We start from the raw sequence: 19,751 nt of genomic DNA on the forward strand, positions 1-19,751 counted from the left end.
CCCTCTCTTGTCCCTTGCTCCCCATCACCCTCAGGAGCGGATTTGCGTTTCTGTTCGGCGTTCGCGTAATGTCTCATTCATCGACGCGGGGTGGAGCAGCTCGGTAGCTCGCTGGGCTCATAACCCAGAGGTCGCAGGTTCAAATCCTGTCCCCGCTACTGAAGGCCTAGGGCCGGAATCCAGAGATGGGTTCCGGCCCTAGGTGTTTTGCGTGTGCTGCATGGCATGCGTTCAGGCCCCCGGCGCGTATGTGCGTGCGCCGGGGGCCTGAAAGATTTCGGGTCAGGCTGACGTGCAGTTCGGGCACAGGCCTCGGTAGGTGACTTCCACGTCCGAGACCTTGAAGCCGAAGCGTTCCGAGGTCGGGAGGTCGGCCAGGGGGTTGCCCGTGGGGTGGACGTCGCGGATCGTGCCGCACTGGGCGCAGATCAGGTGGTGGTGGGGGCGGTGCGCGTTGGGGTCGTAGCGCTTGGCCCGGTTGTCCGTGGTGACTTCCAGGACCTCGCCCAGGGAGACCAGCTCACCCAGCGTGTTGTAGACGGTGGCCCGGGAGATCTCGGGCAGCTTGACGGCGGCCCGTGCGTGGACCTCGTCGGCCGTCAGATGGACGTGCTCGCCGTCGAGGACCTCGGCCACGACGCGCCGCTGCGCGGTCATCCGCCATCCGCGGCCGCGCAGCCGTTCCAGAAGGTCACTCATGGGCGTCAGCCTAACAGGAGAGGGGCCGTGTTCCGAATAGGTGTGATTTTGGAGCGCTGCTTGACTTAGACATTGTCCATTGTAGGATCGTGCTCGACTTTGGCCAAGGGCTAGAAGTGACAGCAGTCAGCAGTCAGCAGTCAGCAGTGCTCAGCAAGACGCAGGAGGCGCACGTGACGCAGGGACCGCTCACGACGGAGGCCGGTGCACCGGTGGCCGACAACCAGAACAGTGAGACCGCGGGTGTCGGCGGGCCCGTCCTCGTTCAGGACCAGGTGCTGCTGGAGAAGCTTGCGCACTTCAACCGCGAGCGGATCCCGGAGCGGGTCGTGCACGCTCGTGGCGCCGGCGCCTATGGCACCTTCACGGTGACCGCGGATGTCACGAAGTACACCCGCGCCGCGTTCCTCTCCGAGGTCGGCAAGCGGACGGAGACGTTCCTGCGCTTCTCGACCGTGGCCGGCGACCTGGGCTCCGCGGACGCCGTGCGCGACCCGCGCGGCTGGGCGCTGAAGTTCTACACCGAGGAGGGCAACTACGACCTCGTCGGCAACAACACCCCGGTCTTCTTCATCCGGGACGCGATCAAGTTCCCCGACTTCATCCACACGCAGAAGCGCGACCCGTACACCGGCAGCCAGGAGGCCGACAGCGTGTGGGACTTCTGGGGGCTGTCCCCGGAGTCCACGCACCAGGTGACCTGGCTCTTCGGTGACCGGGGGATTCCTGCCTCGTACCGGCACATGAACGGGTACGGCTCGCACACCTACCAGTGGAGCAACGAGGCCGGCGAGGTCTTCTGGGTCAAGTACCACTTCAAGACCGACCAGGGCATCAGGAACCTCACCCAGGCCGAGGCCGACAGGCTCGCCGGTGAGGACCCCGACTCCCACCAGCGCGACCTGCGCGAGTCCATCGAGCGCGGTGACCTCCCGTCCTGGACCGTGCAGGTGCAGATCATGCCGGCGGCCGACGCCGCGACGTACCGGTTCAACCCGTTCGACCTCACCAAGGTGTGGCCGCACGAGGACTACCCGCCGATCGAGATCGGCCGGCTGGAGCTCAACCGCAACCCGGAGAACATCTTCGCCGAGGTCGAGCAGTCCGTCTTCAGCCCCGCGCACTTCGTGCCGGGCATCGGGCCCTCGCCGGACAAGATGCTCCAGGGCCGCCTCTTCGCGTACGGCGACGCGCACCGCTACCGCGTCGGCATCAACGCCGACCAGCTGCAGGTGAACCGGCCGCACGCGACCGAGGCGCGCACCAACTCGCGGGACGGCTTCCTGTACGACGGACGCCACAAGGGCGCGAAGAACTACGAGCCCAACAGCTTCGGCGGGCCCGCGCAGACCGGGCGCCCGCTCTGGGAGCCGTACGACGGCTTCACCGGCGGCACCGGCAGCCACCCGACCCCGGTGCACTCCGAGGACGATGACTTTGTGCAGGCGGGCAACCTGTACCGCCTGATGTCCGAGGACGAGAAGGGGCGCCTCGTCGACAACCTGGCCGGCGCCATGGCCCCGGTCTCGCGCGACGACATCGTCGAGCGGGCCATCGCCAACTTCCGTGCGGCGGACGCTGACTTCGGCAAGCGGCTGGAGGCCGCGGTCCAGGCCCTGCGCGGCTGACACACCAGCACGTACGGGGCGTCGGGACGTCGTACCCGTATGGGGCCGCTTGTCGTGGTGGCGGTGGGCCGGTTCCCCTCGGGGGCCGGCCCACCGGTGCGTTCAGGCGGGGATCTGCTGCCGGGCCGGGGCCCAGCACCGGATGATGTCGCGGACCGAGACGATGCCCGCGGGCTCACCGCGCTCCAGGACGATCAGATGACGGAAGCCGCCGTGCGCCATCGCGCCGGCCGCCGCCTCCAGGGTCCAGGTCGGAGCGGCGAACACGACCTCGTTGGTGGTGTGGGCGTGGGTGCGCTCCGTGTCCGGATTCTGGCCGAGGGCCACGGAGTTGAGGATGTCGCGTTCGGTGAGGATGCCGATGCCGCCGACGTCCGGGTCGAGGACGACGGCGGCGCCGACGTGCCGGGCCGACATCAGGGCGGCGGCCTGCCGGAGAGTGTGTGCGGGGCCGATGGTGAGGACCACTGTGCTCATGGCGTCGCGAACGAGCATGGAATGGAGCCACCTCCTACGAATCCATGAGTGCGTTCATGGATTCACAAGTTCACATGTGGGGGTGGTCTCAGGGTGGCAGGTAAAGCGGAGGTCAACAAGAGGGCGTGCGCGGCCTATTGAGGGCGCACGCGCGCCATCTGTGGGTCGCGGCAGCGCTGTTGAGAGCCTCCGGCTCGCCGTCAGCGCTGGTTGAGGTAGCCCAGCAACTCGTCGTGGAGCGTGCCGTTCGAGGCGGCCGCGTTGCCGCTGTGCGGGCCCGGGCGGCCGTCGAGGCCGGTGAAGGTGCCGCCCGCCTCGGTGACGATGATCGCGTTCGCGGCCATGTCCCACAGGGACAGCTCGGGCTCCGCGCACATGTCGACCGACCCCTCGGCGACCATCATGTACGGCCAGAAGTCGCCGTATGCGCGCGTGCGCCAGACCTCGCGGGTGAGGTCGAGGAAGCCGTCCAGACGGCCCTGGTCCTCCCAGCCGGTCAGCGAGGAGTACGCGAAGGACGCGTCCGTCAGCCGCGTGACGCCGGAGACGTGGAGACGGCTCGCGGAGGACAGGCTGCGGCCCGTGAAGGCGCCGTGGCCCTTCGCGGCCCACCAGCGGCGGCCGAGCGCGGGGGCGGAGACGAGGCCGACGACGGGCTGGTAGCCGCCCTCGCCCGCCTCCATGAGGGAGATGAGCGTGGCCCAGACCGGTACGCCGCGTACGTAGTTCTTGGTGCCGTCGATCGGGTCGATCACCCAGCGGCGGGGGCCGGTGCCCTCGATGCCGTACTCCTCGCCGAGCACCGCGTCCCGGGGGCGGGCGCGCTGGAGCTGGCCGCGGATGAGCTCCTCGGCGGCCTTGTCGGCCTCGCTCACCGGCGTCATGTCCGGTTTGGTCTCGACCTTGAGGTCGAGGGCCTTGAAGCGGGACATGGTCGCGGCGTCGGCCGCGTCGGCGAGGACGTGGGCCAGACGCAGGTCATCGAGGTAGTCGGGCATGTAGGGAACCGTATCCGGGCGGGACACGACGCGGCTACACGGGGATGGGTGCGGTCTGGGTGTGGGGTGGGGATACGACTGCTCCAGGTGTTGGGCGAGTGAAGCGTGGGGCGGGGCGGTGGCTGACGCCCCTTGCGCGGCGACGGACGTACCCGCCGCGGGACGCAGACGCCGGAACGCGGTGCCGGAACCCTTCCGCGCCGTACCTCGTAACCCGGCAACCCTCGCGGCTCACCGCGGCTCACCGCGGCCGAAAGGCGCCCCCCGGTGCCTTTGCGAACCCTTGACAGTGGTGTGGTCCGCGTCAAACCTGGGCGCAGTGCCGATCGCCCCAGGGAGGCGATGATGCCTGCTGTCCGGGAGTCCCTCTTGGACGCCGCCTTCGCGGCGCTCGCGCGCCGGCCGTGGCCGACCGTGCGGATGGTGGACGTGGCCGCGGCGGCCGGGGTGTCCCGGCAGACCCTCTACAACGAGTTCGGGAGCAAGGAAGGGCTCGCACGGGCGCTCGTGCGCAGAGAGGCCGACGGGTATCTCGCGGGCGTGGAGCGGGCGCTGGCCGGTACCGCCGGCACCTCCGGTACTGCCGGCACCTCCGGTACTGCCGGCACCTCCGGTACTGCCGGCACCTCCGGTACCTCCGGTACCGCCGACACCTCCGATCCGCGGGAGCGGCTCACGGCCGCCGCCGAGTGGACTGCCTCCGCCGCCCGGGACAACGCGCTCGTCCGGGCCATGCTCACCGGCTGCTGGAGCGAGCGGTTGCCCGCGCCGACGCTGTCCTCGGTGCCGTCCTCCTCCGTCGTACCGGCGCAGCGCAGGGCGGACGGCGCGTTGCCATCGCCGGGCGACTTCGTGCAGATCGTGCGGGACCGGGCCGTGGCGGTCCTCGCCGAGGCGGCCGCCGCCGACCGCGGCGAACTCGGCCGTTCCTGCGAGCTGGCCGTGCGGCTCGCGCTGTCCTGCGTGGCCGCGCCGCCCGGGGACGGCGGGGTCGCCGAGCTGATCCGCGGTGCTCTCCGTCGACAGCCCGTATGAGCCCGGGGCCGGGACGGGACAGGGAAACCGGGACCTACTGCCCCGACCCCGCCAGCTGGAGTCCGATCACGCCCGCGATGACCAGGCTGATCGAGATGATCTTCAGCATGGAGACCAGGTCGCCGAGGAAGATCATGCCGTAGATCGCGGTGCCCGCCGCGCCGATGCCGGTCCACACCGCGTAGGCCGGGCCGACGTCCAGCCGTTTCAGGGCGAGCGTCAACAGGCCGAAGCTGCCGAGGGCGAAGACGCAGAAGGCGAGGGTCGGCCACAGCCGCGTGAAGCCGTGGGAGAGCTTGAGGCACACCGCGAAGCCGGTTTCGAGCAACCCGGCCACGATGACCAGCAGCCACGCCATGCGGTGTCCCTCCGTAGTCCGGCTCGGTGCGATTATGCACTTGCCGGGCTCGCGTCAACCCAAACACGAGCAGCCCGGCGCAAGAAGGTCAGTCGCCCTCCGTGCGCTCCCGGGTGGCGAGCAGGCGGCGCAGGGAGTAGAGCCGCGCCGGGTCCGCGTGGCCCTCGGCCACCCAGGCGTCCAGCGCGCAGTCCTGCTCGTCGTGACTGCACGCGCGCGGGCAGCCCTCCGTGCCCGGCACCAGCTCGGGGAAGGCGTGGATGACGCGGGACGGGTCGATGTGCGCGAGGCCGAAGGACCGTACACCGGGGGTGTCGATGACCCAGCCCTCCTCGTCCCCCAGCGGCAGCGCCAGCGCGGAGGTCGTCGTGTGGCGGCCGCGGCCCGTCACCGCGTTGACGTGTCCGGTCGTACGGCGGCGGTCCTCGGGGACCAGCGCGTTGACGAGGGTCGTCTTGCCGACGCCGGAGTGGCCGACGAAGGCGGTGACCCGGCCGTCCAGATGCTCGCGCACCCGGTCCGCGGCGTCGCCGTTCTCCAGCTCCTCGCGGCTGGTGACGACGTAGGGGATGTCCAGATCGCCGTACAGCTCCAGGATCTTGTCCGCGGAGGCCAGGTCCGACTTGGTCAGGACCAGGAGCGGCTCCAGGCCGGCGTCGTACGCGGCGACCAGGCAGCGGTCGATCAGCCGGGGGCGCGGTTCGGGGTCGGCGAGGGCGGTGACGATGGCGAGCTGGTCGGCGTTGGCGACGACCACGCGCTCGTACGGATCGTCGTCGTCCGCCGTGCGGCGCAGGACCGACGAGCGCTCCTCGATGCGGACGATCCGCGCGAGGGAGTCCTTCTGGCCGGACAGGTCACCGACCAGGGCGACCCGGTCGCCCACGATCGCCGCCTTGCGGCCCAGTTCGCGGGCCTTCATCGCCATGACGATCCGGCCGTCGACGAGGCACGTCAGACGGCCCCGGTCGACGGTGAGGACCATGCCCTCGGCGGCGTCCTCGTGCTTGGGCCGGATGTTCGTCCGCGGCCGGTTGCCCTTGCGGTTCGGGCGCGAGCGGATGTCGTCCTCGTCGGTGTGCTTGCCGTAGCGGCGCATGACTGGTTCCCGCGTCCCTATGCCCCGAGCATCCCGGTCCACAGATCCGGGAAGTCCGGCAGGGTCTTCGCCGTCGTCGCCACGTTCTCGATCTGCACCCCCTCGACGACCAGGCCGATGATCGCTCCGGCCGTCGCCATGCGGTGGTCCTCGTACGTGTGGAAGATGCCGCCGTGCAGCTTGCGCGGGCGGATGTGCAGGCCGTCGGCGGTCTCGGTGACGTCGCCGCCGAGCTCGTTGATCTCCTTGGTGAGCGCGGCCAGCCGGTCCGTCTCGTGCAGCCGCAGATGCGCCACGCCCCGCAGGGTCGAGGGGGAGTCCGCGAGGGCGGCGACCGCCGCGATGCCCGGGGTCAGCTCACCGACGTCGCTCAGGTCCACGTCGATGCCGTGGACCGAGCCGGAGCCGGTGAACTCCAGGCCGTACTCGGTGAGCGTGCAGGAACCGCCCATCTCGGTGAAGATCTCGCGCAGCCTGTCACCCGGCTGGGTGGTCCGCGACGGCCAGTCCGGGATGACGACCTTGCCGCCGGTGACCAGGGCCGCGGCCAGGAACGGCTGGGCGTTCGACAGGTCCGGCTCGATGGTCAGGTCGCGGCCGAGCAGGGCGCCCGGCGTGACCCGCCAGACGTTCGGCTCGCCGCCCGACTCCGGGGTGTCCACCTGGGCGCCGACCGCGCGCAGCATGTCGACGGTCATGCGGATGTGCGGCATGGACGGCAGCGAGGCGCCGGTGTGGCGGACCTCGACGCCCTGGTTGAAGCGCGGGCCGGACAGCAGCAGCGCCGACACGAACTGGGACGACGAGGAGGCGTCGATCGACACCGGGCCGCCCTCCAGCGCACCGCTGCCGTGCACCGTCATCGGCAGCGCGCCCCGGCCGTCGTCGTCGATCCGGGCGCCGAGGGCGCGCAGCGCGTCGATCACGCCGTTCAGGGGGCGCTCGTACGACCGCGGGTCGCCGTCGAAGCGGACGGAGCCGTCGGCCAGCGCGGCGACCGGCGGCAGGAAGCGCATCACGGTGCCCGCGTTGCCGACGTCGACCGTGGCCGGGCCGCGTACCCCGGCGGGCAGCACACGCCAGGCCTCGCCGGTGCCGTCGGGGCCCCCCGCGACGGAGGAGCTGGACGACACCGTCTCCTCGATGCCGACGCCCAGGGCGCGCAGGGCACCGGCCATCAGCAGGGTGTCGCGGGAGCGCAGCGGCCGGCGCAGCCAGCCGGGCTCGGAGGCGAGGGCGGCGAGCACGAGGGCGCGGTTGGTGACCGACTTGGACCCGGGCACGTGGACCGTCGCGTCGACGGCTCCGCTCGCGTGCGGGGCGGTCCAGAGGGCGGTGTGTGCGGGGTTAACGGTCATGCGCCCCACTTTAGTGGTTGGGGATGAGCGGAGATCTTGATCAAAAGTGGCGAAACCCGAACGAAATCTGGGCAGGGGAACATGCCACGCACCTATGCGTTCGCTCGGGGTCGCCGGGCCGGCCGCTCAGCCCTCGATCAGCCAGCGGCCGCCGCCTATGAGGCAGCACAGCGACACCGCGTGGAAGAGGAACAGCCACAGGCCCGCCGGAACGTGCGTGAGCCGGGACAGCTGGTCCGCGTCCGAGTCCCCGGCCCCTCCCCGCATCCGCTTGGCCTGGAGCTCGAAGGCCGGGCGCACCCCGCCGACCAGCAGGAACCACACCGCCACGCACGCGAACACCGCCTGCACCTGCGGCACCGCCAGCCAGGACACCAGCAGGAACGTCCCGCCCGCGACGATCACGGTCAGCGCGCCGTACGCGTTGCGGATCATCACCAGCATCGCCAGCAGCAGGGCGGTGGCCAGCCACAGCAGCAGCGTGACGTGCCCGGCGGTCAGCAGCGCGGCGCCGCCGAGGCCGAGCAGCGGGGGAGCGGTGTAGCCGGCGGCGGCGGTGAGGATCATGCCGATGCCGTGCGGCTTGCCGCGGCTCACGGTCAGGCCGCTGGTGTCGGAGTGCAGCCGGATGCCGGTGAGGGTGCGGCCGGTGAGCAGGGCGACCAGGCCGTGGCCGCCCTCGTGGGCGATGGTCACGGCGTTGCGCGAGACGCGCCAGAGTCCCGGCGGGACGACCGCGGCGAGCGCGAGCGCCAGGGTGCCGAACACCACCCACGGGTCCGGGTCGGGCTGGCTCCCCACGAGGCGGTCCCAGAGGTCGGGCAGCGCGGTGGCGGCGGTGCTGTCCATGGTCTTGTGGTGACTCCCTCGGGGTCCTCGGGTGGCTTCGAATCTGGCAGTGTGGCACGTATGTGCGGACGGTATGCAGCGAGCCGGAGGCCCGAGGACCTTGCCGGGACCTTCGGGGTGGAGAAGTGGGAGCCGGAGGAGACCCTGGCGCCCGACTACAACGTGGCTCCGACCAAGGAGGTCTACGCCGTCCTCGACCGTCCCTTGAAAGACGCCGCCGACCCGGATCCGGTTCGCCAGCTGCGCAAGCTCAAGTGGGGTCTCGTCCCGTCCTGGGCCAAGTCCCCCGAGGGCGGCGCCCGGATGATCAACGCGCGCGCTGAGACGGTGCACGAGAAGCCGTCGTACCGCCGCGCCTTCGCCGCCCGCCGCTGCATCATCCCCGCCGACGGGTACTACGAATGGGTCACCGGCCGGCAGGAGCGCGACCTGGAGGTCGAGGGCAGGACGAAGCGGCCGCGCAAACAGCCGTACTTCGTGCTGCCCGCCGACGGATCGGTGTTCGCGATGGCCGGACTGTACGAGTTCTGGCGGGACCGGACGCTTCCCGACGACCATCCGCAGGCCTGGTGGGTGACCTGCTCGGTGATCACCACCGAGGCGGAGACCGACCCGCTGGCGGTGGCCCCGGCCGATGGCCCCCACTCCCTCGCCGAGATCCACCCCCGGATGCCGCTGATGCTCACCCCCGACCGCTGGGACGCCTGGCTGGACCCGACCCGGACGGACGTCGCCGACCTGCGCTCCCTGCTGGCGCCGCCCGCCCCCGGGCTGATGCGTGCCTACCCGGTCTCCACGGCCGTCAGCAACGTCCGCAACAACGGCCCGGAGCTGCTCAAGGAGCTGGACGGTCCGGAAGAGGGCACACTCTTCTAGCGTGATCGAGATTGTCGAGACCGACGCGGGAACCGCACGCATCACCTGGCACCGGGCGCCCGACGCGCGGCTGGTGCTGGCCCTCGGCCACGGGGCCGGCGGCGGCATCGAGGCACGGGACCTCCAGGCGCTCGCCCGGGTGCTCCCGGAGCACGGTGTCACCGTGGCCCTCGTCGAGCAGCCCTGGCGGGTCGCGGGCAAGAAGGTCGCCCCGGCGCCGAAGACCCTGGACGCCGGCTGGCGCGGCCTCTGGCCCGCGCTGACTGGGATGGAACTGCCGGTGATCTCCGGCGGCCGGAGCGCGGGCGCGCGCGTGGCCTGCCGTACCGCCGCCGAGCTCGGGGCGCGCGCCGTCCTCGCGCTCAGCTTCCCGCTGCATCCGCCGGGCAAGCCCGAGAAGTCCCGCGCCGACGAGCTGCTGGCGGCCGGGGTGCCCACGCTCGTCGTCCAGGGCGCGGGCGACCCCTTCGGGCGGCCCGAGGAGTTCCCCGACGGCGACTACGCGATGGTCGAGGTGCCGCACGGCGACCACGGCTTCGCCGTGCCGAAACGGGCGGAGACCACCCAGGACGAGGCCCTGCGGATCATCACCGACGGGGTCGCGGAATGGACCGCTTCACTCCGCTGACGACCCCGGGAATGCCGTGCACCGGACTTCTGTTGTCCCGGACGTCGGTGTTGAGTACCGGCGCCGATGACGTCATAGGAGAGGAAGTCCGCCGCATGGGTTCGACCGTCTGCCCGAGCCGCTGCAGCCGCCCCGACCTGGACTGGACGGTGCTGCACGCGGCGAAGACCGCTCCTATTCGAGGGGCGGCGGGTACGGGTCGTGTTCTATCCTCCGATTCGAGTGGGATCGGCATCGGTCCTGCCCGGGAACTTGAGGAGGTGGGTCCGGTCACCGGTACCGACGCAGGGACCGACAACGGCCAGGCGGAGCAGCCCGAGGGCCGGGGCACGAGCATGGAATCGTCCGCCGAGCGCAGCGCGCGCTTCGAGCGGGACGCGCTCGAGTTCCTCGACCAGATGTACTCGGCCGCCCTGCGCATGACGCGCAACCCGGCCGACGCGGAGGACCTGGTGCAGGAGACCTACGCCAAGGCGTACGCGTCCTTCCACCAGTTCCGCGAGGGCACGAACCTCAAGGCGTGGCTGTACCGGATCCTGACCAACACCTTCATCAACTCGTACCGCAAGAAGCAGCGCGAACCCCAGCGCAGCGCGGCCGAGGAGATCGAGGACTGGCAGCTGGCGCGCGCCGAGTCGCACATGTCGACCGGTCTGCGCTCGGCCGAGTCGCAGGCGCTCGACCACCTGCCGGACTCGGACGTCAAGGAAGCGCTGCAGGCGATCCCCGAGGAATTCCGCATCGCCGTGTATCTCGCCGATGTAGAGGGCTTTGCCTACAAGGAGATCGCGGACATCATGGGGACCCCCATCGGTACGGTGATGTCCCGGCTGCACCGGGGCCGCCGTCAGCTGCGCGGCATGCTGGAGGACTACGCCCGTGACCGTGGTCTGGTCCCGGCCGGCGCCGGAGAGTCGAACGAAGCGAAAGGCTCGGGCTCATGAGCTGCGGAGAGCCGCACGAGACGGACTGCAGTGAGGTCCTGGACCACCTGTACGAGTTCCTCGACAGCGAGATGCCGGACGTCGACCGCGACAAGTTCCAGCACCACTTCGAGGAATGCTCCCCGTGCCTGGAGAAGTACGGCCTGGAGCAGGCCGTGAAGAAGCTGGTCAAGCGGTGCTGCGGGCACGACGACGTGCCGAGCGACCTGCGGGCGAAGGTGATGGGCCGGATCGACCTGATCCGCTCCGGCCAGGCCGTGCCCGAGCACGACGTGACGGCCACGGCACATGAGTCCTGAGTCCTGAGTCCTGACCCGCGCCGCGGGCTCTGATCCCCCGGCGCCCCGTCACCGCACGCCCATGATCTGACCGCGGGGTCATCACTCGAACGTGCTAATCCCCGGCCATGGGCCCACGCATTCCCGATCTCCGTCCTAGGCTCCGGAGCCTGGACAGGCATGGTCGGGGGTGGGTGGTCATGAAGTCGGTTCCCGCGCGGGCCCGCGTGTACGTGGCCTGTGTCGCCCTCGCCGCCCTGCTCTGTCTGCTGCCGCTGCCGGAGGTCCGCGCCCCCTGGGGGGCCCTCGCGCTGCTCGCCGCGCTGTACGCCGCCTTCGAGCACGTCGTCCGCCGCCGCTTCTCCGGCGCCTTCCATCCCGTCCTGCTCGCCGGGGCGTTCCTGCTGCCCGCGCCCGCCGCCGCGCTCGTACCGCTGCCCGGCGCCCTGCTCGCCGGCCCCGGCCGGCCGGGCCCGCTGCGGCGGATCTGGCGGGCCGCCCAGTCGGCGCTCGCCGTGTGGTGCGCGGCCCGGGTGCACGGGGCGCTGGGCGGCCGGGACGCGGTCGCCGGCTCCGACTTCCCGTACGCGCTCGTGCCCGCCGGGGCCGCCGTGCTGGTGTTCTGCCTGGTGCTGGCCGTGCTCGACGGCGGCCTCCTCGCGTTCGGCGCGGGCATGGCGCCCGCGCCCCTGCGACAGCGCGGAAGCGTGCCGGTGGGCCGGGCCTGGCGCGGGCTGCTGTCCCGTTCGCTCGCGCCCACCGCGGTGCACGGGCTGGCCGGGCTGATGATGGCCGTGCTGTGGCGCAGCCCGTACGGGCCGGTCGCCGCGCTGCTCGTGCTGCTGCCGATGTGCGTGTCCTGGTGGGTGTTCGCCCAGTACCACCGGGAGCGCGCCGCCCATCAGGCGACGATCCGCGCGCTGGTGCAGGCCGTCGACATCAAGGACGGCTACACGCGCGGGCACAGCGAACGCGTCGGACAGGCCTCCGTGATGATCGCCCGCGAGCTGGGCATGGACGACGAACGCGTCGAGACGCTGCGGTTCGCCGGGATCCTGCACGACGTGGGCAAGCTGGGCGTGCCCACGCGGCTGCTGCGCAAGGACGGTCCGCTGACCCCTGAGGAGCGGCGCGTGATCGAACTCCACCCGGAGTACGGCCACGAGATGGTGCGCGGGATCTCCTTCCTCGGCGAGGCCCGCGCCGCGATCCTGCACCACCACGAGCGGCTGGACGGGAGCGGGTACCCGTACGGGCTGGTGGGCGGTCAGATCCCCGAGTGCGCGCGGGTGGTGGCCGTCGCCGACGCCTTCGACGCGATGACGTCCACCCGCTCCTACCGCAGGGCACGGCCCGTCGCGGTGGCGCTGGAGGAGCTGGAGCGGTGCGCGGGCGCGCAGTTCGACCCCCTGATGGTCGGCGCGCTGGTCCGGGCGCTGGGTCGGCGGGGCGCCGCGGCGGGCGACGGCTGGCATCCCGCCGTGACCGCGGACGAGACGCCCGCGCCGGTGCCGGCGGCCGTACCGCCCGAGCCCGTCGCCGACGCAGACGGAGCGGGAAACAGGGCGAGACCGGGCGCGAGACCCGGAGCGCACCGATGACCGCGCTCCGCCTCGTCCACGTCAGCGCCGCGTTCGTCGCCGCCGTCTGCGTCACCGTCACCCTCGCGGCCGGCCTCGTCGAACCCGGCGTCGCCCTCGCCTTCGCCGCGCTCACCGCCGTCGGCGAACTGGCCCTGCCCCGGGCCCCGGAAGCGGCCCGCGCCACGGGCACCGGCGCCCCCGTCGGCCAGCCCGCGCCGCTCGGCGCCGCGGGCGCGCTGGCGTACGCCCTGCTCGGCGAGGTCGCCGGACGCCCGGCCGTCCACGGCGCCGCCCAGGTCGTCACCGTGGTCCTCGCCGCCTGCCTGCTCGGCAGCGTCCCGCACATCTGGAGCGGGCGCACGACCACGGCCGACCACCTGGCGCGCCGGGTCCTCACCGTCGCCTTCGCCGCCGTCTGCTTCCAACCCCTGTACGGCAACGGCCTGTTCGAGGCCTGGAGCGGGCCCGCCTACGTCCTGCTGCTCGTCGCCCTCCTCGTCCTGACCGCCCTGTGCGACACCGTCCTGGCCGCCGCGCTGGCGCACTCCCGCACCCGTTGGCCGTTCGGCCCGCTGCTGCGGGACGAGCTGCGCGGGCTGCTCGGGATCGGGTCGGCGGTGTGCGCGACGGGGGCGGTGATGGCGCTGGCGGTCGCCGTCGTCGGGCTGTGGGCGCTGCCCGTGTTCAGCCTGCCGCTTCTGCTCACCCAGCTGGCGCTGCGCCGGTACGCGGCCGTGCGGGCGACCTACCGGCAGACCATCGCCTCCCTCGCGCGGGCCACCGAGATAGCGGGGTGCACCCCGGTGGGGCACGCCCGCCGCGTCGCCGCGCTCAGCGAGGCCGTCGGCCGGGACCTGGGGCTGTCCGGGAGCGAGCTGACCGTCCTGGAGTACGCCGCCCTGATGCACGACATCGGCCAGTTGAGCCTGGTCGACCCGGTCCCGGCCGGGGCCACCGGCACGCTCCCGCTACAGGAGCAGCGGCGCATCGCGCTGCTGGGCGGGGCGGTCGTACGGCAGACGGGGGTCGACGCGGCGGTCGCCGTGGTCGTGGAGCGGCAGGCCGACCCCTACCGGGAGCAGCCGCTCGCCGCCCGGATCGTGCGGGCGGTGAACGCGTACGAGGAGAAGGCGCACGAGCCGGGCGCGGGCGGTGCGCTGCGGGCGCTGGAGGAACTGCGCCTGGGGACCGCGGGGGAATATGCGCCGGAGGTCGTGGAGTCGCTGGCCCGGGTGCTGTCCCGGGACTGTCTGACACTGCCTGTGGCTGGGTAACCCATGGGTAATGAGCGGCCCTCCCGCCGTACGTGGTTGGATGCGAGGGAGAGGGTGTCCGGGGGCAGCGGCCAGCCCACTGCGCGGAAATGGAACTGGCAGGCGGGAATCGTGAGGATCTTCGGCAAGGGACGGCACCGGCCCTCCGCCTCCTGGCGGCAGGCCACCGACAGGGCGTTCACGCTCATCGGCGACGGCCGGTACGAGGACGCGGGCGAGTTGCTGACACGTGCCGCCGACCTGGAGCCCTGGCTGTCGGAGTCCTGGTTCAACCTCGCCCTGCTGCACAAGTTCCGGCACGACTGGGAGCAGGCCCGCGCGGCCGGGCTGCGCGCCGTCGCCCTGCTCGACCGGGAGGCCGGGGCGCCCGACTGGTGGAACGTCGGTATCGCCGCCACCGCCCTGCAGGACTGGTCGCTGGCCCGGCGCGCCTGGCAGGCGTACGGGCTGCGGGTGCCCGGCGGGGCCGCGATGACCGGAGAGCCGCTCGGCATGGAGCTCGGAAGCGCGGCGGTGAGGCTGTCCCCGGAGGGGGAGGCCGAGGTCGTGTGGGGCAGGAGGCTGGACCCGGCGCGGATCGAGGTGCTGTCGATCCCACTGCCCTCGTCCGGCCGGCGCTGGGGCGAGGTCGTCCTGCACGACGGGGTGCCGCACGGCGAGCGCACCACGGCCGCCGGGCACTCCTACCCCGTCTTCGACGAGATCGAGCTGTGGGCCCCCTCGCCCGTGCCCACCTGGGTGGTCCTCCTGGAGGCCGCCACCGAGGCCGACCGGGACGCCCTGGAGCAGCTCGCCGCGGACGCCGGTTTCGCGGCGGAGGACTGGTCGTCGTCCGTACGGCTGCTGTGCCGGATGTGCTCGGAGTCACGGATGCCGTCCGACGAGGGGGACGGATTCCATCCCGACCCGCACGACCACAGCGAGCCAGGCCACCCGGGCCCCCTCGGCCACCGCACCGACGGGCAGCTGTGGGTGCCGGAGCGCGAGTGCGGGGTGGCTGCGCCGGCTTCGCTGGTGAGGGGGTTGCTGGATGGGTGGGTTGCGGACAGCCCTGACTCTCGGGACTGGCGGGATCTCGAAGAGGTCTGTTGAGCGCCGTGGCCGACCGCGGGTGCGTCGTGGCTGGTCGCGCAGTTCCCCGGGCCCCTAAAGGGCGCGATCCCCGTACCCTGTATCAGCATCTCCCCCCGTACATGTGTAGGAAGGCATCGTCGGTCATGGCGCAGCAGGACACCGATCAGCAGCACGCGGGCGTGCTCCCCGTGGACGACGAGGGCTTCCTCATCGACACCGAGGAGACCGAGGAGCGCGAGACCGCCTGGCGGGAGCGCGGGACCTCGCGCCCGATCACGGTCGTCGGCAACCCGGTGCTCCACAAGGAGTGCAAGGACGTCACCGAGTTCGGCGAGGAGCTCCAGCAGCTCGTCGCCGACATGTTCGCCAGCCAGCGCACCGCCGAGGGCGTGGGTCTGGCCGCCAACCAGATCGGCGTCGACCTCAAGGTCTTCGTGTACGACTGCCCGGACGACGAGGGCGTGCGCCACGTCGGCGTGGTGTGCAACCCGAAGCTGGTCGATCTGCCCGCGGAGCGGCGCAGCCTGGACGACAGCAACGAGGGCTGCCTGTCCGTGCCGACCGCCTACGCGCCGCTCGCCCGCCCGGACTACGCCGAGGTGACCGGGCAGGACGAGAAGGGCAACCCCGTCAAGGTGCGTGGCACGGGCTACTTCGCCCGCTGCCTCCAGCACGAGACCGACCACCTGTACGGCTACCTGTACATCGACCGCCTCTCCAAGCGGGAACGCAAGGACGCGCTGCGGCAGATGGCCGAGAACGAGCCGCGCTACCCCGTGGTCGCCAACGACTGATGGCTGACGTCTGATGGCTGACGTCTGACGCCTGCCACGACGCCCGGTCGGGATCGATCCCGACCGGGCGTCGTCGTTTTCGCTCATCAGTCCGTCGCACATTCGATCCTTTGTGCGGCTCTACTGATCCCTCATCAGTCACGCAAGGGTAGATTCTCGGCACACTGGGGTAGTGAGTGGAGCAAATCCGTTCCCAGATCGGTCAGTTGTGGTGCTGAATGGGAAGTGCGGGGATACGCAACGGCGCACGCCCGGCACAACCGGAGGGGTGTGCGCTCCTGGCGGCTGAGAGGGGTCAGTTCGTGCACGCTTTCTCACACGGCACCACATCGACGCCCACGGCGGTGGCGGTACCGCCGTCGCTCGCACTTGAGGAGATCGAGGCGGCGTTTCCCCGGCAGCTGCATCCGTATTGGCCGCAGCTCCAGGAGAAGACGCGCCTCTGGCTGCTCGAAAAACGGCTCATGCCCGCGGACAAGGTGGCGGAACATGCCGACGGCCTGCGCTACACGGACCTGATGGCCGGGTACTACCTCGGCGCCCCCGACGAGGTGATGCAGGCGATCGGCGACTACAGCGCCTGGTTCTTCGTCTGGGACGACCGGCACGACCGCGACGTCGTGCACGGCCGCACCGCCGACTGGCAGCGGCTCAGGGCCCGGCTGCACACGGCACTTGACGCCCCCGGGCACCATCTGCACCACGCGGATCCCGTGGTGGCCGGTTTCGCGGACAGTGTGCTGCGGCTGTACTCCTTCCTGCCGCACACCTGGAACGCCCGCTTCGCCCGCCACTTCCACGCGGTGATCGACGCCTACGACCGCGAGTTCCGCAACCGCACCGAGGGACGCGTGCCCGGGGTCGAGGAGTATCTCGCCCTGCGGCGGCTCACCTTCGCGCACTGGATATGGACGGATCTGCTGGAACCGAGCGCCGGCGTCGAACTGCCCGACCAGGTGCGAAAACACCCGGCATTCCGGCGGGCGGCGTTACTGAGCCAGGAGTTCGCCGCCTGGTACAACGACCTGTGCTCACTTCCCAAGGAAATAGCGGGAGATGAGGTCCACAACCTCGGAATCAGCCTCATCACCCATGAGGAAATGAATCTGGAAGAGGCGGTGGCGGACCTCCGGCGGCGCGTCGATTCCTGCGTCACGGAATTCCTCGAAGTGGAAGGCGCGGTCCTGGAGTTCGCCGACCAGCTCGCCGACGGAACGACCCGCGGAAAGGAACTCGACGCCGCCGTCCGGACCTGCGTCGGCAATATGCGGAACTGGTTCAGTTCCGTCTACTGGTTCCACCACGAATCAGGCCGGTACCGGGTCGACAGCTGGGACGACCGGTCCACGCCCCCGTACGTCAACAACCAAGCGGCAGGTGAGAAATGACCGTCGAGTCCGTGAATCCCGAAACCGAGGCCCGCTCGGCGACGGAACTGTGTGAGCCGCCCCTCGCGGGCGGCGGGGTCCCGGTCCTCGGCCACGGCTGGAAGCTGGCCCGCGATCCGCTGGCCTTCCTGTGCCGACTGCGCGACCACGGCGACCTCGTACGCCTGAAACTCGGCCCGAAGACGGTGTACGCCGTCACCGCGCCCGCCCTCACCGGGGCTCTGGCGCTCAGCCCCGACTACATCGTCGCCGGCCCGCTCTGGGAGTCCCTGGAGAGCCTGCTCGGCAAGGAGGGCGTGGCCACCGCCAACGGCCCCCTGCACCGGCGCCAGCGGCGCACCATCCAGCCCGCCTTCCGGCTCGACGCGATCCCCGGGTACGGGCCGATCATGACCGAGGAGGCGCATGCGGTGGTGGAGCGCTGGCGCTCCGGCGAGGTGCTCGACGTGACCGCGGAGTCGTTCCGCGTGGCCGTCCGCGCCGCCGCCCGCTGCCTGATGCGCGGCAGCTACATGGACGCCCGCGCCGACCGTATCTGCGCCGCGCTCGCCACCCTGTTCAGTGGCATGTACCAGCGCATGGTCGTCCCGCTCGGACCGCTTTACCGCATACCGGTGGCGAGCAATCGCGAATTCAACCGGGCCCTGGCCGATTTGCACCTGCTGGTCGACGAGATCGTCGCCGAGCGCCGGGCGAGCGGTCAAAAACCGGACGATTTGCTGACGGCCTTGCTGGAAGCGAAGGACGAGAATGGCGAGCCCATCGGGGAACAGGAGATCCACGACCAGGTCATCGCCATCCTCACCCCGGGAAGCGAAACCGTCGGCTCCATGGTCATGTCGCTGCTCCTCGTTCTCACCGAGCATCCGGATGTCGGTGACAAGATCCGCGACGAGGTGAAATCCGTCGTGGGTGACCGGCCGGTCGCATTCGAGGACGTCCGCAAGCTGAGGTACACCGCGAATGTCGTCGTCGAGACCATGCGGCTGTATCCCGCCGTCTGGATATTGACCCGCCGGACGGTGGCCGACACCGAGCTCGGCGGCTATCGCATCCCGGCGGGCGCGGACGTCATCTACAGCCCCTATGCCCTCCAGCGCGACCCGCGTTCCTACGACCGGCACGAGGAGTTCGACCCGGAGCGCTGGCTCCCCGGGGGGTCCAAGGAGGTCCCGAAGCACGCGATGGCCCCGTTCGGCGTGGGCAACCGCAAGTGCCCGAGCGACCACTTCTCGATGGCCGAACTCACGCTGTTCACCGCGGCGATCGCCGCCGCCTACCGCTTCGAGCAGGCCCCCGGCTCCGACCCCAGGCCGCGCATCGGCATCACGCTGCGCCCGCGCCGCCTGATGGTGCGGGCCCTGCCCCGCTGACCGGTGCGCGAGAGCGCGCGTTCAGGCGGCCTCCGGGCCCCTGAACGCGCGCCGGTACGCGTGCGGGGTCGTGCCCAGCGCCCGGACGAACTGGTGGCGCAGCGCCGCCGCCGTACCGAAGCCGGTGCGGCCGGCGATCGCGTCCATGGTCTCGTCCGTGCCCTCCAGCAACTCCTGGGCGGCGAGCACGCGTTGGCGCAGGATCCAGCGGTAGGGAGTGGTGCCCGTCTCCTGCTGGAAGCGGCGCGCGAAGGTGCGCGGGGCCATGTGGGCGCGGGCGGCGAGCTGCTCGACGGTGACCTCCTGGTCGAGATTGCGCTCCATCCAGGCCAGCACCTCCCCGACGGTGTCGCACGCGCCCTTCGGCAGCGGCCGCTCGACGTACTGCGCCTGCCCGCCGTCCCGGTGCGGCGGCACCACCATCCGCCGGGCGATCTTCTTGGCGACCTCGGGGCCCTGCTCCTTGCGCACGATGTGCAGACAGGCGTCGATGCCCGCCGCGGTCCCGGCGGAGGTGATCACCGGGTCCTCGTCGACGTAGAGCACGTCCGGCTCGATGATCGCCCGCGGATTGCGCAGGGCCAGCTCCGTGGCCTGCCGCCAGTGCACACTGCACCGCCGGCCGTCCAGCAGCCCGGCCGCGCCGAGCACGAAGACGCCGGAGCAGACGCTCAGCACCCGGGTCCCGCGCGCCACGGCCCGGCGCAGGGCGTCGAGCAGCTCCGGCGGGTAGTCGCGCGTGACGTAGCCGGTGCCGGCCGGCACGGCGATCAGGTCCGCCTCGTCCAGCCGGTCGAGTCCGTACGGCGTCGAGACGGTCAGGCCGCCGACATGGGTGTCCAGCGTCGGACCCTCCGCCGAGACCACGGCGAAGTCGTACACCGGCAGGCCCTCGTCGCTGCGGTCGATGCCGAACACCTCGCACACGACACCGAGCTCGAAGGGATGCACGCCGTCGAGGAGGACGGCGGCCACGTTCTTCAGCATGTCGTCAGTGCGCCTCGGATATGGCAGGAAATCGAGGGAGTGCGGCAGTCC

Annotated in this window: 20 protein-coding genes and 1 tRNA gene; 13 read left to right on the forward strand and 8 right to left on the reverse strand. The window is 71.4% G+C overall.

Going from position 1 to position 19,751, the window contains the following annotated elements:
• Positions 1-84 precede the first annotated feature (84 nt).
• Positions 85-158 (forward strand) — tRNA-Met (locus tag QFZ74_RS21080).
• A gap of 124 nt (positions 159-282) precedes the next feature.
• Here QFZ74_RS21080 and QFZ74_RS21085 read toward each other — a convergent pair.
• Positions 283-699 (reverse strand): Fur family transcriptional regulator, encoded by a 417-nt coding sequence (locus QFZ74_RS21085; RefSeq protein ID WP_307622355.1) that lies wholly within the window; start codon positions 697-699, stop codon positions 283-285.
• A 173-nt stretch (positions 700-872) separates the two neighbouring features.
• Between QFZ74_RS21085 and QFZ74_RS21090 the strand changes: the two genes are divergently transcribed.
• Positions 873-2,327: a catalase gene (locus tag QFZ74_RS21090; RefSeq protein WP_307622356.1), complete on the forward strand. Its 1,455-nt coding sequence runs from the start codon at positions 873-875 to the stop codon at positions 2,325-2,327.
• A gap of 102 nt (positions 2,328-2,429) precedes the next feature.
• Here the strand turns inward: QFZ74_RS21090 and QFZ74_RS21095 are convergent, their stop codons facing one another.
• Together QFZ74_RS21095 and hisN are read right to left on the reverse strand one after the other, a co-directional pair.
• Positions 2,430-2,822 carry a cyclic nucleotide-binding/CBS domain-containing protein gene (locus QFZ74_RS21095; protein WP_307622357.1) on the reverse strand — a complete coding sequence of 131 codons (393 nt, stop codon included), beginning with the start codon at positions 2,820-2,822 and terminating at the stop codon, positions 2,430-2,432.
• 182 nt (positions 2,823-3,004) lie between these two features.
• Positions 3,005-3,802 carry a histidinol-phosphatase gene (gene hisN / locus QFZ74_RS21100; RefSeq protein WP_307622358.1) on the reverse strand — a complete coding sequence of 266 codons (798 nt, stop codon included), beginning with the start codon at positions 3,800-3,802 and terminating at the stop codon, positions 3,005-3,007.
• Between the two features lie 342 nt (positions 3,803-4,144).
• On the opposite strand from hisN, the gene QFZ74_RS21105 reads away from it, so the two are divergent.
• A complete protein-coding gene (locus QFZ74_RS21105) occupies positions 4,145-4,837 on the forward strand; it encodes a TetR/AcrR family transcriptional regulator (protein WP_307622359.1) in 693 nt (230 codons plus the stop codon).
• 34 nt (positions 4,838-4,871) lie between these two features.
• Here the strand turns inward: QFZ74_RS21105 and QFZ74_RS21110 are convergent, their stop codons facing one another.
• From QFZ74_RS21110 to QFZ74_RS21125, 4 genes are all read right to left on the reverse strand, one after another.
• Entirely contained in the window at positions 4,872-5,195 is a 324-nt protein-coding gene (locus QFZ74_RS21110) for a multidrug efflux SMR transporter (RefSeq protein WP_307622360.1), read from the reverse strand.
• Between the two features lie 88 nt (positions 5,196-5,283).
• Positions 5,284-6,294, reverse strand: a complete 1,011-nt coding sequence (gene rsgA, locus QFZ74_RS21115) for a ribosome small subunit-dependent GTPase A (RefSeq protein ID WP_307622361.1) — start codon at positions 6,292-6,294, stop codon at positions 5,284-5,286.
• Positions 6,295-6,311: 17 nt separating this feature from the next.
• Positions 6,312-7,652: a 3-phosphoshikimate 1-carboxyvinyltransferase gene (gene aroA, locus QFZ74_RS21120; protein ID WP_307622362.1), complete on the reverse strand. Its 1,341-nt coding sequence runs from the start codon at positions 7,650-7,652 to the stop codon at positions 6,312-6,314.
• Positions 7,653-7,778: 126 nt separating this feature from the next.
• Positions 7,779-8,501 carry a M50 family metallopeptidase gene (locus tag QFZ74_RS21125; RefSeq protein WP_307622363.1) on the reverse strand — a complete coding sequence of 241 codons (723 nt, stop codon included), beginning with the start codon at positions 8,499-8,501 and terminating at the stop codon, positions 7,779-7,781.
• Between the two features lie 60 nt (positions 8,502-8,561).
• On the opposite strand from QFZ74_RS21125, the gene QFZ74_RS21130 reads away from it, so the two are divergent.
• From QFZ74_RS21130 to QFZ74_RS21175, 10 genes are all read left to right on the forward strand, one after another.
• The gene (locus QFZ74_RS21130) at positions 8,562-9,377 is read left to right on the forward strand and encodes an SOS response-associated peptidase (protein ID WP_307622364.1); all 816 of its coding nucleotides are present in this window, start codon (positions 8,562-8,564) and stop codon (positions 9,375-9,377) included.
• 1 nt (position 9,378) lies between these two features.
• The gene (locus QFZ74_RS21135) at positions 9,379-10,005 is read left to right on the forward strand and encodes an alpha/beta family hydrolase (RefSeq protein ID WP_307622365.1); all 627 of its coding nucleotides are present in this window, start codon (positions 9,379-9,381) and stop codon (positions 10,003-10,005) included.
• Positions 10,006-10,265: 260 nt separating this feature from the next.
• Positions 10,266-10,949, forward strand: a complete 684-nt coding sequence (gene sigR, locus QFZ74_RS21140; protein WP_307622366.1) for an RNA polymerase sigma factor SigR — start codon at positions 10,266-10,268, stop codon at positions 10,947-10,949.
• Positions 10,946-11,248 (forward strand): mycothiol system anti-sigma-R factor, encoded by a 303-nt coding sequence (rsrA, locus tag QFZ74_RS21145; RefSeq protein ID WP_307622367.1) that lies wholly within the window; start codon positions 10,946-10,948, stop codon positions 11,246-11,248. The genes sigR and rsrA overlap by 4 nt, the downstream gene beginning before the upstream one ends.
• Before the next feature lie 179 nt (positions 11,249-11,427).
• Positions 11,428-12,828 carry an HD-GYP domain-containing protein gene (locus QFZ74_RS21150; protein WP_307622368.1) on the forward strand — a complete coding sequence of 467 codons (1,401 nt, stop codon included), beginning with the start codon at positions 11,428-11,430 and terminating at the stop codon, positions 12,826-12,828.
• The gene (locus QFZ74_RS21155; RefSeq protein WP_307622369.1) at positions 12,825-14,084 is read left to right on the forward strand and encodes an HD-GYP domain-containing protein; all 1,260 of its coding nucleotides are present in this window, start codon (positions 12,825-12,827) and stop codon (positions 14,082-14,084) included. Before QFZ74_RS21150 ends, QFZ74_RS21155 begins: the two co-directional genes overlap by 4 nt.
• Before the next feature lie 111 nt (positions 14,085-14,195).
• Positions 14,196-15,176, forward strand: a complete 981-nt coding sequence (locus QFZ74_RS21160) for a hypothetical protein (RefSeq protein WP_307622370.1) — start codon at positions 14,196-14,198, stop codon at positions 15,174-15,176.
• A 125-nt stretch (positions 15,177-15,301) separates the two neighbouring features.
• The gene (def, locus tag QFZ74_RS21165; protein WP_307622371.1) at positions 15,302-15,952 is read left to right on the forward strand and encodes a peptide deformylase; all 651 of its coding nucleotides are present in this window, start codon (positions 15,302-15,304) and stop codon (positions 15,950-15,952) included.
• A gap of 302 nt (positions 15,953-16,254) precedes the next feature.
• Entirely contained in the window at positions 16,255-17,340 is a 1,086-nt protein-coding gene (gene cyc1 / locus QFZ74_RS21170; protein ID WP_307622372.1) for an epi-isozizaene synthase, read from the forward strand.
• Complete coding sequence (locus QFZ74_RS21175; RefSeq protein WP_307622373.1) at positions 17,337-18,713, forward strand: cytochrome P450; 1,377 nt, start codon at positions 17,337-17,339, stop codon at positions 18,711-18,713. The genes cyc1 and QFZ74_RS21175 overlap by 4 nt, the downstream gene beginning before the upstream one ends.
• A gap of 21 nt (positions 18,714-18,734) precedes the next feature.
• On the opposite strand, the gene QFZ74_RS21180 is transcribed toward QFZ74_RS21175, so the two are convergent.
• Positions 18,735-19,700, reverse strand: coding sequence for a GlxA family transcriptional regulator (locus QFZ74_RS21180; protein ID WP_307622374.1), 966 nt, complete (start codon positions 19,698-19,700; stop codon positions 18,735-18,737).
• Positions 19,701-19,751: the final 51 nt, after the last annotated feature.

Origin of the sequence: Streptomyces sp. V3I7 (assembly GCF_030817495.1) — a bacterium.
GTDB lineage: Bacteria > Actinomycetota > Actinomycetes > Streptomycetales > Streptomycetaceae > Streptomyces.